At 60.8% G+C, this 14,025-nt stretch carries 11 protein-coding genes; 7 read left to right on the top strand and 4 right to left on the bottom strand.

Annotation, left to right across the window (positions count from 1 at the left end; genetic code table 11):
• The first annotated feature begins 8 nt into the window (after positions 1-8).
• From CI807_RS27640 to CI807_RS27620, 5 genes are all read left to right on the top strand, one after another.
• Positions 9-950: a rhodanese-related sulfurtransferase gene (locus CI807_RS27640; protein ID WP_095017041.1), complete on the top strand. Its 942-nt coding sequence runs from the start codon at positions 9-11 to the stop codon at positions 948-950.
• Positions 951-986: 36 nt separating this feature from the next.
• On the top strand, positions 987-1,589 hold the full coding sequence (locus CI807_RS27635; protein WP_177003264.1) for a DsbA family protein: 603 nt from the start codon (positions 987-989) through the stop codon (positions 1,587-1,589).
• Positions 1,582-3,384, top strand: a complete 1,803-nt coding sequence (locus tag CI807_RS27630) for an ABC transporter ATP-binding protein (RefSeq protein ID WP_033900940.1) — start codon at positions 1,582-1,584, stop codon at positions 3,382-3,384. Before CI807_RS27635 ends, CI807_RS27630 begins: the two co-directional genes overlap by 8 nt.
• A gap of 71 nt (positions 3,385-3,455) precedes the next feature.
• Positions 3,456-5,918, top strand: a complete 2,463-nt coding sequence (locus tag CI807_RS27625; protein WP_095017039.1) for an EAL domain-containing protein — start codon at positions 3,456-3,458, stop codon at positions 5,916-5,918.
• A gap of 79 nt (positions 5,919-5,997) precedes the next feature.
• A complete protein-coding gene (locus tag CI807_RS27620; RefSeq protein WP_371858021.1) occupies positions 5,998-6,765 on the top strand; it encodes a TenA family transcriptional regulator in 768 nt (255 codons plus the stop codon).
• A gap of 21 nt (positions 6,766-6,786) precedes the next feature.
• Here the strand turns inward: CI807_RS27620 and CI807_RS27615 are convergent, their stop codons facing one another.
• The 4 genes from CI807_RS27615 to CI807_RS27600 form a co-directional block, all read right to left on the bottom strand.
• On the bottom strand, positions 6,787-7,713 hold the full coding sequence (locus tag CI807_RS27615; RefSeq protein WP_016976404.1) for a GGDEF domain-containing protein: 927 nt from the start codon (positions 7,711-7,713) through the stop codon (positions 6,787-6,789).
• Between the two features lie 307 nt (positions 7,714-8,020).
• Positions 8,021-9,295, bottom strand: coding sequence for an MFS transporter (locus CI807_RS27610; RefSeq protein WP_095017037.1), 1,275 nt, complete (start codon positions 9,293-9,295; stop codon positions 8,021-8,023).
• Between the two features lie 54 nt (positions 9,296-9,349).
• Positions 9,350-10,504, bottom strand: a complete 1,155-nt coding sequence (locus CI807_RS27605; protein WP_095017036.1) for an acyl-CoA dehydrogenase family protein — start codon at positions 10,502-10,504, stop codon at positions 9,350-9,352.
• A 70-nt stretch (positions 10,505-10,574) separates the two neighbouring features.
• Positions 10,575-11,420 (bottom strand): IclR family transcriptional regulator, encoded by an 846-nt coding sequence (locus tag CI807_RS27600; protein ID WP_095017035.1) that lies wholly within the window; start codon positions 11,418-11,420, stop codon positions 10,575-10,577.
• Between the two features lie 262 nt (positions 11,421-11,682).
• On the opposite strand from CI807_RS27600, the gene CI807_RS27595 reads away from it, so the two are divergent.
• A complete protein-coding gene (locus CI807_RS27595; RefSeq protein ID WP_095017034.1) occupies positions 11,683-12,468 on the top strand; it encodes an enoyl-CoA hydratase in 786 nt (261 codons plus the stop codon).
• 2 nt (positions 12,469-12,470) lie between these two features.
• Positions 12,471-14,000, top strand: a complete 1,530-nt coding sequence (locus CI807_RS27590; protein ID WP_095017033.1) for a 3-hydroxyacyl-CoA dehydrogenase — start codon at positions 12,471-12,473, stop codon at positions 13,998-14,000.
• The last annotated feature ends 25 nt before the right edge of the window (positions 14,001-14,025 follow it).

Genomic DNA, 14,025 nt, shown 5'->3' with positions numbered 1-14,025 from the left:
GAACACCCATGACTCAACCGATTGTCGTGGCGGCACTGTATAAGTTCGTCACCCTCGAAGATTACGTCGCCCTGCGCGAGCCCCTGCTGCAGGTGATGGTCGACAACGGCATCAAAGGCACCTTGCTGATCGCCGAAGAAGGCATCAACGGCACGGTTTCCGGTAGCCGCGAAGGCATTGACGGCCTGATGGCCTGGTTGAAGAACGACCCGCGTATGGTCGACATCGACCACAAAGAATCCTACTGCGACGACCAGCCGTTCTACCGCACCAAGGTCAAGCTCAAGAAAGAGATCGTGACCCTGGGCGTCGAAGGCGTCGACCCGAACAAGAAAGTCGGTACCTACGTCGATCCGCAGGACTGGAACGCGTTGATCAGCGATCCGGAAGTGCTGTTGATCGACACCCGTAACGACTACGAAGTGTCCATCGGCACCTTTGAAGGCGCGATCGACCCGAAAACCACCAGTTTTCGCGAATTTCCCGACTATATCAAAGCCAACTTCGACCCGGCCAAGCACAAGAAAGTCGCGATGTTCTGCACCGGTGGCATTCGTTGCGAGAAGGCGTCGAGCTACATGCTCAGCGAAGGCTTCGACGAGGTCTATCACCTCAAGGGCGGCATCCTGAAGTACCTCGAAGAGGTGCCGCAGGCAGAAACCAAATGGCAAGGCGACTGTTTTGTTTTCGATAATCGCGTGACCGTGCGCCACGACCTGAGCGAAGGCGACTACGATCAATGTCATGCCTGCCGCACACCGGTCAGTGTCGAAGACCGCGCCTCCGAGCACTATGTGGCCGGCATCAGTTGCCCGCATTGCTGGGATAAGCTGCCGGAGAAGACCCGTCGCAGCGCGATCGACCGCCAGAAGCAGATCGAGCTGGCCAAGGCCCGCAACATGCCGCACCCGATTGGCTTCAATTACAAGCAAACCCCTTCCGAGGCCTGACCCATGTCCGCGCGCCTGCTCTATGTAATGGACCCGATGTGTTCCTGGTGCTGGGGTTTTGCCCCGGTGGCCGAGGCGTTGGTGGAGCAGGCCCAGGCGGCCGGCGTGGAGCTGCACCTGGTGGTGGGCGGCTTGCGCACGGGCAGCGGTGCGGCGCTGGAGCCGACGACGCGGCGCTATATTCTTGAGCACTGGCAGGCAGTCACCGACGCCACTGGCCAGCCGTTCAAGCGTGAAGGCGCATTGCCCGACGGTTTTGTCTACGACACGGAGCCGGCGTGCCGCGCCATCGTCACCGCCCGGAGCCTGGCGCCGGACTGCGCCTGGAAACTGCTGGGGCTGATCCAGCGTGCTTTCTATGTGGAAGGCCGCGACGTGACCCTCGCCAGCGTGCTGGTGGAGTTGGCCGAGCAGGCGGGTATCCCGCGGATCGAGTTTGCCGGCGAGTTTGACCGCGCCGAGCAGCATGCGGCTACGGCGGCCGATTTCACCTGGGTGCAAGACCTTGGCATCGCCGGTTTCCCGACGCTGCTGGCCGAGCGTAATGGTCAGTTGGCGTTGCTGACCAACGGTTACCAGCCGCTATCCGAGCTATCGCCTTTGTTGAGCCGATGGCTGGAGCGAGCCACCTGTGCATGAACCCGCCCAGCGCACCGATCGCCTGACCTGGGCGGAAATTCGCCGCCTGGCCCTGCGTCACAAGAAGTCCCTGTGGATCGCCAATGGCGTCGCCGTGCTGGCGACCCTGTGCAGCGTACCGATCCCGTTGCTGTTGCCGCTGCTGGTGGACGAAGTCCTGCTGGGCCATGGCGACGCGGCGCTCAAAGTGATGAACCACGCGCTGCCGCTGGGTTGGCAGAAAGCCGCCGGCTATATCGGCCTGATGCTGCTGGTGACCCTGTTCCTGCGCTGTGGTGCGTTGGTGTTCAACGTGGTGCAGGCGCGGCTGTTTGCGCGATTGGCCAAGGACATTGTGTACCGCATCCGTGTGCGCCTGATCGAGCGGCTCAAGCGTATTTCCCTGGGCGAGTACGAAAGCCTGGGCAGCGGCACGGTCACCACGCACCTGGTCACCGACCTCGACACACTGGACAAATTCGTCGGCGAAACCCTCAGCCGCTTTTTGGTGGCCATGCTTACCCTGGTGGGCACTTCGGCGATCCTGGTGTGGATGCATTGGCAACTGGCGTTGCTGATCCTGTTGTTCAACCCGCTGGTGATCTACGCCACGGTGCAGTTGGGCAAGCGCGTCAAACACCTGAAGAAGCTGGAAAACGACAGCACTTCGCGTTTTACCCAGGCGCTGACTGAAACCCTCGACGCTATCCAGGAAGTCCGCGCCGGCAATCGCCAGGGCTTCTTCCTCGGACGCCTGGGCCAACGCGCCCAGGAAGTGCGCGACTACGCAATCCATTCCCAGTGGAAAACCGACGCCTCCAGCCGCGCCAGTGGTTTGCTGTTCCAGTTCGGTATCGACATTTTCCGCGCAGCCGCCATGCTCACCGTGCTGTTCTCCGACCTGTCCATCGGCCAGATGCTCGCGGTGTTCAGCTACCTGTGGTTCATGATCGGTCCGGTGGAGCAGTTGTTGAACCTGCAATACGCCTACTACGCGGCGGGTGGGGCGCTGACGCGGATCAACGAACTGCTGGCGCGTGCCGATGAGCCGCAGTACGCCGGGGGCGAAGATCCCTTCGTGGGGCGTGAGACCGTTGGCATCGAAGTGCGCGGCCTCAATTTCGGTTATGGCGAAGATTTGGTGCTGGATCAGTTGAACCTGGCTATCGCGCCGGGTGAAAAGGTTGCGATCGTCGGCGCCAGCGGCGGCGGCAAAAGTACCCTGGTGCAATTGTTGCTCGGGCTCTACACGCCCCAGGCCGGAACCATCCGTTTTGGCGGTGCCACCCAGCAGGAAATCGGCCTGGAGACCATTCGCGAAAACGTTGCCGTGGTGCTGCAGCACCCGGCACTGTTCAATGACACCGTGCGCGCCAACCTGACCATGGGGCGCGAACGCAGTGACCAGGCCTGCTGGCAAGCACTGGAAATCGCTCAACTGGATGCTACCGTGAAGGCATTGCCCATGGGTCTGGACAGTGTAGTGGGACGTTCCGGCGTAAGGTTTTCCGGCGGGCAACGTCAGCGCCTGGCGATTGCACGCATGGTGCTGGCCGAGCCGAAAGTGGTAATCCTCGACGAGGCGACTTCCGCCCTGGACGCTGCCACCGAGTACAACCTGCACCAGGCACTGGCGCGGTTCCTCAATGGCCGTACTACACTGATCATCGCCCACCGTCTGTCGGCGGTTAAGCAAGCCGACCGAGTCTTGGTGTTCGACGGCGGTCACATTGCCGAGGACGGTGACCATCAGCAATTGATCGCTGACGGTGGTTTGTACGCCAAACTCTACGGGCACTTGCAGCAAGTTCGTTGATTTAGCCTAGGCTGAGCTATCGGAAGCGGTGTTTCGCGTGCGTATCCAGCGGTGCATGTGCAAGGGGCTTCATGAAGCAAAAGCGGACTCTCGGAACGCCACGGCTGTTGGGCATTGTCTGGCCTTTTATCGCCGTCGTACTGTTCCAGGCATTGTTAGGCTGCGTCAGTCTCTACGTGCTCTCGGCAGTGCGCGGCTATGTGGCAGGTGAAAGTCTGTGGTCCAAGGGCCAGAAAGATGCCATCTATTACCTGACGCTCTACGCCGACAACCGTGACGAAACCACCTACCTCAAATACCAGCAGGCGATTGCCGTGCCCCAGGGTGGGCATGAATTGCGGGTTGCGCTGGACCAACCCACTCCAGACCTCAGCGCTGCCCGCCTGGGCATCCTCAAGGGCGGGAACCACCCGGACGATGTCTCCAGCCTGATCTGGCTGTACCTCAATTTCCGTCATTTCAGCTACCTGGAAAAAGCCATCGAACTATGGACAGTCGGCGATGGCTACCTGGTGCAACTGGATGACCTCGCCCGTGAGATGCACGGCGCGATCACCCGCGACCAGGTGAGCGCCAACGACGTGCGCCAGTGGAAAGCCCATATCACCGCCATCAACGAAGGCGTGACACCGGCGGCCAAGGCGTTCAGTGATGCTTTGGGTGAAGGCTCGCGGATGATCCTGCGGTTGCTGCTCACCACCAACCTGGCCACGGCTCTGGGCCTGATCGTACTGGCGCTGCTGCGTACCCATAAGCTGCTGACCCAGCGTCACGCGTTTGCCGACGCCTTGCAGCAAGAGAAGGAGCGAGCGCAGATCACGTTGGAGTCGATTGGCGATGGGGTGATCACCACCGATGTCGACGGCGCCATCACTTACATGAACCCTGCGGCCGAGGCGCTGACCCATTGGAATTCGGCCCAGGCCCATGGGCTGCCCCTGGCGGCGCTGTTCAACCTGCTGGATGACAATGCCCAGCCCGACGGCTTTACGCTTATTGAACACATCGTCAAGGGCCAGCTCAGTGGCGGCAGCGAGCATTCCAAAACCATCCAGCGCCTGGATGGCAGCACGGTTTCGGTGACGCTGGTGGGTGCGCCGATCCGCAGCGCCGGCAAGGTCACGGGGGCGGTGCTGGTATTGCATGACATGACCCAGGAGCGTCAATACATCGCCAACCTGTCCTGGCAGGCGACCCACGACGCCCTGACCGGCCTGGCCAACCGCCGCGAATTCGAATTCCGTCTGGAACAGGTGCTGCATCCCACCGCACAGCATTTGGGCGAGCGGCATGCGTTGATGTTTCTTGACCTGGACCAATTCAAACTGGTCAATGACACCTGTGGCCACGCGGCCGGTGACGAATTGCTGCGGCATATCTGCGCGCTGCTGCAGTCGGACCTGCGCGAGGGCGATACCCTGGCGCGGTTGGGCGGTGATGAGTTCGGCATCCTGTTGGAGAACTGCCCGGCAGCGGTGGCGGAAAAGATCGCCGAGAGCCTGCGCCATACCGTGCAAAGCCTGCACTTTGTATGGAAGGGCCGGCCGTTCATGACCACCGTCAGCATTGGCCTGGTGCATCTGGGACAAGCCCCGACGACGCTGGAAACCTCACTGCGCGCCGCCGACATGGCCTGCTACATGGCCAAGGAAAAAGGCCGCAACCGCGTGCAGGTTTACCACGCCGATGACTCGGAACTGTCCCTGCGGTTTGGCGAAATGGCGTGGGTGCAGCGTCTGCACATGGCGTTGGAGGAGAACCGCTTCTGCCTGTACGCCCAGGAGATTTCGCCCCTGGGGCATACCGATGGGGGCAATGGGCATATCGAGATCCTGTTGCGCCTGCATGACGAGGCGGGTCGCATCATCTTGCCCGACAGCTTTATCCCGGCCGCCGAGCGTTATGGCTTGATGACGTCCCTGGACCGTTGGGTGGTCGAGAATGTGTTCAAGATCATCAATCGATGCATACAAGAGCGGCCGGGGCGCCCCATGGCCATGTGTGCGATCAACCTGTCAGGCATCACCATTGGTGACGATGACTTTCTCGGCTTTTTGCGTGAGAAGTTTCATACATACAATATTCCGCCGGGCATGATCTGTTTTGAAATAACCGAGACCAGTGCTATCGCAAACTTGGGCAGTGCGATCCGCTTTATTAATGAACTCAAAGCCTTAGGCTGTCATTTCTCGTTGGATGACTTTTGTGCCGGAATGTCCTCATTCGCCTATCTTAAACATTTACCTGTAGACTTCCTGAAGATCGATGGAAGTTTCGTAAAGGATATGCTGGACGACCCGATTAACCGCGCAATGGTCGAAGTGATCAACCACATCGGCCATGTCATGGGTAAGCGCACAATTGCTGAATTTGTCGAGACACCGCAAATCGAACAGGCATTACTCGAAATTGGTGTGGATTACGCTCAGGGCTACCTGATTGAACGACCGCAATTGTTTACCTTTGATAGCTTGCAGTGTCGACCTGTGCGGCCGCAGCCTCTGTTATTCAAGGCGCCCGGCACATTCCGCTGAAACATTTGCTGGTCTGTACAATCACACTTAAAAAGGAGCCTTAACAGTGATCGACACATTCATCAGAACCGGCCCGCTTATGGAAGCCTCCAGTTACCCCGCCTGGGCTCAGAAACTGATCCTGGACTGTAGCGAGAGCAAGCGCCGCGTTGTCGAACACGAACTGTACCAGCGCATGCGCGACAACACGCTCAGCGCCAAGACTACGCGCCACTACCTGATCGGTGGATGGCCCGTGGTGGAACAGTTTGCCTTGTACATGGCACAGAACCTCACCAAGACCAAATTTGCCCGCCATCCTGGGGAGGACATGGCGCGCCGCTGGCTGATGCGCAATATTCGCGTGGAACTCAACCACGCCGACTACTGGGTGCATTGGGCCCGTGCCCACGGTGTGAGCCTGGAGGAATTGCAGGCCCAGAACGTACCACCGGAACTGCACGCGCTGAGCCATTGGTGCTGGCACACCAGCTCTGCAGACTCGCTGATCGTGGCCATTGCCGCGACCAACTATGCGATCGAGGGCGCTACGGGTGAATGGTCCGCCGTAGTGTGTTCTACCGGCGTCTATGCGGCGGCTTTCCCAGAGGAAGAGCGCAAGCGTGCGATGAAGTGGCTGAAGATGCACGCGCAGTACGATGATGCCCACCCATGGGAAGCCCTGGAAATCATCTGCACCCTGGCCGGGCTGAACCCGACCAAGGCACTGCAGGCCGAGCTGCGCCAAGCCGTGTGCAAGAGCTACGACTATATGTACCTGTTCCTGGAAAGCTGCATGCGCCTGGAGAAAGAAAAAGCCCCAGCCGTGGTGCGCGAGCGCCAGGCGCGGGTCGCCAGCGAAGCGTGATGTAATGTGAGTGGCGGGGGCTTACCCCGCCATTGCCAGGCGGTTGCGCCCTTCGCGCTTGGCCACGTACAAGGCGCTGTCGGCCCGACGCAGCAGGCTTTCGGCAGACTCGGCAGCCAGCAAGGTCGAGCAACCCAGGCTCACCGTCAATTCGATCCGTGTGTCATCCGCCCAATAATCCTGGGCCTGCGCCGCTTGGCGCAGGCGCTCACCGACCATCGCCGCCGCATCCCGGCCGGTGTTGGACAGCAGGATCAGAAACTCTTCCCCGCCAAACCGAAACACCATATCCACGTTACGCAACTGGCTCTTGATCGCCCCGGCGACGGCGCGCAGCACCTTATCGCCAGCGGCGTGGCCGTAAGTGTCGTTGATGGTCTTGAAGTGATCGATGTCCAGCATCAGCAAGGACAGCGGATTGAGGTGCCGGCGCGCCATGTCGATTTCCCGTTGCAGGGTCTGGTCCATGGCGATGCGGTTACCGGTCTCGGTGAGCGGGTCGCGCAAGGCGCTGCGGGTGGCGGCGCGGTAGAGCAGGGCGTTGCGCATCGGGTAGAGGAGGGTGGCCAGCAGGGATTCGAGTTGGCCGAGTTCTTCTTCCGCCAGGCGCTGGTTGCGGCGAAAGATCAGCTCGCCCAGGTGCTCGCCTTCATGGCTCAGGCTGTAGCTCACCGAATGGTGGCCGCGATGGCCGAACTCCAGGCGCAAGTCGCTGGCTTGGTGGCGGTATTGCAAGGCGTCCAGGGGCACCAGGCGTTGGATCTCACGGAAGAACACACCGAGGATGCGCTCCGGCTCCAGGCTGGTCTGCAATTGCAGGCCCAGTTGCTGGCGAAGTTGAGCAAGGGTAGTAGGGCGGCGGGGGAGGAGGGATGGCTGACCAAACCCCAGGCGTTGCAATTTGGCACTGTCAAAGTCAATTGCGTTGGTCTGGGTAGGTGTTTTCATAAGCGATCGGCCTCTAAGCACTTGGCTGTCTTACAGGCTCGATGAGAGTGGCGAGTGCCAAGCGTCTTACTGTTCCTTCAGTTCCGTAAAACATGAGTAACAGTTTAGACCGCTTTGCAGTGGGTTATAACCCCTGGGCACTGCCGCACGTCTTGTCATCGCTTAACCTGCTTGAACAAGGTGAGAGCGAGATTCATGCCAAATCGCTTCAAATTAATAAAAAGCCTTATAAATCAAGCGACTGTTTTTATCGCTAAAAACAGTCGCTGAACGATGACGCCAGTTATTTGGCAACTAAGCGGTGGCCTTACTGTTTCTGCGGATCGAACTGTTTATCGCGAATAAACAACGCCGGTATGACACCGCAGATAAAGTACGCGCCGCCCATCACCAAAAAGCCCATGCCGATGGACCCATGGGACGCCAGGAAACCGATCGCCGCCGGCGCCACCGCTGCGCCGATACGACCGATGTTGTACGCACCACCCACCGCCGAACCGCGAAACTTGGCTTCGAAGCTTTCGGTCATGTAGGTCGCGTTCACGCCATAGGGAATGCCGTACAGGAAGCCGAACACCACCAGCATCCACAGGATATTCTCGGGGCTCTGGAACAGCACGATCACCGGCAGGAAGATCGCCGTGCCCAGGGCCCCGAACGCGAACACCACGCGTCGACCGAGACGGTCCGCCGCCAAGCCCGCGAGGATCTTGCCGAAGATCATCGCCGCATAAGTGCCGACCATGTAGCTGGTCATCGACTTGAAGTTCATCCCCAGCTCGCTTTCCAGGTACGACGGCATCCAGTTGTTCACCCCGTAGTAACCGAATTGCAGGAAGCCTGCGGTCAGGGCCCAGAGCAGGAACATGCGGCTGGCCTTCGGGTCGCTGAAGATCAGCTTGAACATGCCATCGGGCTTTTTCTTCAGGGCGTGCTGGCTGCCGTTGGCTTTGTCTTTCGCCCGTTCGGCGCGTGCGGCCAACCAGGCCTGAGGCTCCGGCACCAGGCGTTGCATCAGCACGGCGAGGATCACCGGGATGATGGCCACGTAGAACAACCAGCGCCAGCCGTGCTCCGGAAGGATCCAACCCGCCAGCAAGGTGGCGACGATGTAGCCCACCGACCAACCGGCCTGCAGGGTACCCAGCACGGTGGTGCGGTAGCGGGTCGGCACGTATTCGGCCATCAGCGTGTTGCACGCCACATACAGCGCGCCCAGGCCGAGGGAGGCGAAAAACCGGGTGGCTGCAAATTGCCAATAGCTGTGGGTCATGCCCAGGATGGCCGTGCCCACGGAAAACAGTACGATGCTCCACACCACGGTTTTCACCCGGCCGAAACGGTCACAGGCCCAGCCGCCGTAGATGCCACCGATGGCCATGCCGGCCAGGGTGAAGCTGCCCAGGCTGCCGGCTTCGACGCTGGTCAGGCCGAACTCGGCCTTGAGGCTGCTGAGGCTGTAGGACAGCAACATCAGATCCGCGCCATCGATCAACAGGCCGAGGAAGCAGAAGATGAAAACGACGATCCACAGTTTGCTTTTTGCAGGCGACAACGCGCCCGCCGATGCGGCGACTTCCATAGCGATACCTTGCTTGTAGTTGTTAGGGCATTGGGTATGGTGGTGCAGTAAGGCCTAGCGTTGCGCCGCGCGAATCATGTTGCGGGCAATCACCAATTGCTGGATCTGCGTGGTGCCTTCATACAGGCGGAACAGGCGCACATCCCGGTAGAAGCGTTCGATGGCGTACTCGCTGATATAGCCGGCACCGCCGTGGATCTGCACGCAACGGTCAGCGACGCGGCCGCACATCTCGGTGGCGAACATCTTCGAACAGGAAGCCTCGGTGCCGATGTCCCGGCCTTCGTCGCGCTGGCGGGCGGCGTCGAGCACCATGCAACGCGCGGCGTAGATCTCGGCCTTGCTGTCGGCGAGCATGGCCTGGATCAGCTGGAACTCGGCAATCGGCTGGCCGAATTGCTTGCGTTCTATTGCGTAGTTCAGCGCATCGCTCAGCATGCGTTCGGCAGCGCCCACGCTGACGGCGGCGATGTGCAGGCGGCCTTTGTCGAGGACCTTCATCGCGGTCTTGAAACCCACGCCTTCCACGCCACCAATCAACTGTCTGGCCGGCACGCGTACGTTGTCGAAGATCACGTCACTGGTGTGGGCGCCTTGCTGGCCCATCTTGTGGTCGCGTTTGCCCAGGGACAGGCCGGGTGTGTCACGTTCGACGATGAACGCACTGATACCGGCCGAACCACGGATCGCCGGGTCGGTGCGCGCCATCACGGTGAAAATCCCGGCGTGGGGTGCGTTGGTGATAAAGCGCTTGGTGCCGTTGATCACATAGTGGTCACCATCGCGCACGGCGGTGGTTTTCAGTGAGGCGGCGTCGGAGCCCGAGTCTGGCTCGGTGAGGCAGAACGAGCTGAGCAGCTCGCCGCTGGCCAACAGCGGCAGGTAGTGCTCTTTCTGGGCGTCGGTGCCATCCAGCAGGATGCCGATGGAGCCGATGCCATTGTTGGTGCCGAAGTAGGAACGGAAGGCCGGTGAGGTGCGCCCCAGTTCAAAGGCGATGGTCACCTCTTCTTCCATGGTCAGCCCGAGGCCGCCGTAGGCTTCGGGAATGGTCAGGCCGAACAGGCCCATGTCCTGGAACTGGCTGACGATGTCCGCCGGGATTTCATCGGTCTCGGCGACTTCGTTTTCCCGTGGGATCAGCGCTTCGTCGACGAACTGCGCAATGGCGTCCACCAGGATATGAAGCGTTTGTGCGTCTCGGATCATGTGCATTCCTCAGCGGCCGCGTTCGGCGGGCCTTTTATCGTCGATCTGCCGAGGCCATGCACCGGTCCAGCTAGCGGGTGGCGGCCTCGATGTTGTTCACCATGTGCTTGAGGCGTGGGCCGATGTCGTCTTCGAGTTTCTCCCGGGAGAGGTGGAAACTCGGTCCGCCACAGTTGAACGCCAGCAAGCCGTGTTGTGCGTGTCGCAGCGGCACGGCGATGGCGTTGACATCGCGGTGCCACTCACCGATCGACATGCAATAGCCGAAATCGGTGTAGTCCCGGAAGGCGCGTTCCAGCCCCTTGCGGATGGTCGGCCAATCCTCCAGATGACGCTGGCGGATGTGGTCGAGAATGAACTCCCGCTCGTTTTCCGGCATTGCTGCCAGGCAGGCGCGGCCTGCTGAACTCAAGTGCAACGGCAACCGTGTGCCGACCTGGCGGCGCATGGTCATGTTCGCTTCGCCCTGGACCACGTCCAGGTACACCGCGTCGAGGCGGTCCCGAGTGGCCATGGCAACGGCCGCCTGGGCGTACTTGGCCATGGTCTCCATCAACGGATGCGCCACGGCGCGGATCGACAGGTTCGACAACATCGCGTAACCGAAGGCCATCACGCCCACATCCAACTGGTACCGGCCTGACTGCGGCAGGTGCTTGAGGTAACCCAGGCGGGTCAGGGTGTGGGTCATGCGGGTGATCGTCGGTTTCGGCAGGCCGGTCTTGCGCGCCAGTTCCTGGTTGCCCAATACGCTCTCGCTCGGCGTGAAACAGCGCAGCAGTTCCAGGCCACGGGCCAGGGCGGTGACGAACTGGCGGTCCTTGTCTTCCTCCTCATCGTTGTTCATCGGGTCGATCAACACATGCTCGAAAGCGGAAACTTCTGTGCTGTCCGGCTCGGGGTTTCGACGGCGCATGGTAATCCTCATTTTTTTATAAAATCAACAAAACAAAATAGTATTCCGCACAGCGAAACTAATCAACTTTTTGATCTATGATTTTTTCCAAAGATAAATCCCTTTAAAACAGCGGTTTAGTCACTGTTTTGAGCGTTGCTCGGGTTTTTTCGTTTACACCTGCAGGGTCGATACTTATGCTAATCGACAAATACGGAATGTTATTTCGCATAGCGAAACAAGTATCAATCCAACTAACAAGAACCGTGCAGCAGGAGTGAATGTGACCAGCGCCAACCCACCCGTGGTGACCCTCGACATCCATGACAACGGCGTGGCCGTGGTACGTATCCACCGCCCTGAAGTGAAAAACGCCCTCAACGCCCAGGTGCGTGAAGCCCTTGCCGAGCACTTCCGCGTGCTGTCCCGACACCAGGATGTACGCGCCATTGTGCTGACCGGTGGTGAACAGTTCTTCGTGGCCGGCGCGGATATCAAGGAGTTCGCCAGTGCGGGCGCGATCGATATGTACCGGCGCCACACTGAATACCTGTGGGAAGCCATCAGCCGTTGCCCCAAGCCGGTGATTGCCGCCGTCAACGGTTTTGCCCTGGGCGGTGGCTGCGAGCTGGCGATGCATTGCGACCTGATCGTGGCGGGCGAGTCGGCGCGATTTGCCCAGCCGGAAGTGAAGCTCGGCTTGATGCCCGGTGCGGGCGGCACCCAACGCCTGATCCGAGCGGTGGGTAAATTCCAGGCCATGCGCATTGCGCTCACGGGCTGCATGGTCAGCGCGAAAGAAGCCCTGGCGATGGGCATGCTCAGCGAAATGGTCAGCGACGACCAGACACTGCCCCGCGCCCTGGAACTGGCTGCGCAGATTGCCGCATTGCCGCCGTTGGCGGTGGAGCAGATCAAGGAAGTGATGCTGGCCGGCGCGGACCTGCCGCTGGAAAGCGCCTTGGTGCTGGAACGCAAGGCGTTCCAATTGCTGTTCGATTCCAAGGACCAGAAGGAGGGCGCCGCGGCGTTCTTCGAGAAACGCACGCCGCATTATCGGGGGGAATAAGCATGACCGACACCTTGAATACGATGGGGCTGGTGGGCACTGGCGTCATGGGCGCCGGTATCGCGCAAATCGCGGCCCAGGCTGGTGTGGTGGTGCGTCTGTTCGATGCGCGTGAAGGCGCTGCGCAATCGGCGCGGGATAATCTCAGCGGCACCTTTGCCAAGTTGGTGGGCAAGGGCAAGATCAGCCAGGCCGCGATGGAGGCGGCGCTGGCCAACCTGCGGGTTGCCGAGGCGATTGATGACCTGGGCGATTGCGACCTGGTCGTCGAAGCCATCGTGGAAAACCTCGACGCCAAGCGCGGGCTGCTGCAACAGTTGGAAAGCATCGTCAGCCCGACCTGCATCCTCGCCACCAACACCTCTTCGCTGTCTGTCACGGCCATCGCCACCGGCTGCCGGCACCCTGAGCGCGTGGCCGGGCTGCACTTTTTCAACCCGGTGCCGCTGATGCGTGTGGTGGAGGTGATCGACGGCCTGGCCACCGCGCCAAAGGTTGGAGACGCGCTGTTGGCCCTGGCTGCACGCATCGGCCATCGCGGCGTGCGCGCCAAGGACACGCCGGGTTTCATCGTCAACCACGCCGGTCGTGCCTATGGCACCGAAGCCTTAAAGATGCTTGATGAGGGCGTCGCCGAGCGCGGTGATATCGACCGCATATTGCGTGAAGGCGCCGGGTTTCGCATGGGACCGCTGGAGTTGCTGGACCTCACCGGCCTGGACGTGTCACACCCGGTGATGGAGTCGATCTACGACCAGTTCTATCAGGAGCCCCGCTACAAGCCGTCGCCCCTGACCCGGCAGATGTTGGTGGCTGGACGCCTTGGGCGCAAGAGCGGGCATGGGTTCTATCAGTATGAAAACGGCCAGCTCATCAATGGCCCTCAGCCTCAACCCGTACCGACTGTAAGCCCGCAACCGCCGGTATGGATTGCCACCGAAAACAGCGAAGACTACGAGCGCTTGAGTGCCCTGGTGATCAACCTGGGCGCCCATCTGGAACACGCCGCGCAACCTTCGCCTGAGGCGTTGTGCCTGCTGGCCCCGTATGGCCGCGACGCCACCAGCGCTTGCCTGCGCTTCGACACCGACCCCGCGCGCACCCTGTGCATCGACCTGCTGACCGACCTGTCGCGTCATCGCACCTTGATGCAGAACCCACTGACTTCGCCCGCCATGCGCGATGCGGCTCACGCTTTGCTGGCGTCGGACGGCGTGGGCGTCACGGTGATCGGCGACAGCGTTGGCTTCGTCGCCCAGCGCACCCTGGCGATGGTGGTCAACCTGGCCTGTGACATTGCCCAGCAGCGCATCGCCAGCGTCGAGGATATCGACCAGGCCGTGCAACTGGGCCTTGGTTATCCCAAGGGGCCGCTGGCCTGGGGCGATGCGCTGGGGCCTCGGCGGATCCTTACGATTTTGCAGCGCATGAGCGAACTCACCCACGACCCACGTTACCGCCCCAGCCCCTGGCTACGGCGGCGGGCGATGCTGGGTGTTTCCCTGCGCCATGAAGAGCCGACAGTCGGCTGATTTCCCAACCTCACAGGATAAGAAT

This window comes from Pseudomonas sp. NS1(2017), from assembly GCF_002269425.1.
GTDB lineage: Bacteria > Pseudomonadota > Gammaproteobacteria > Pseudomonadales > Pseudomonadaceae > Aquipseudomonas > Aquipseudomonas reactans.
This window is presented reverse-complemented; position numbering and strand designations above follow the sequence as displayed.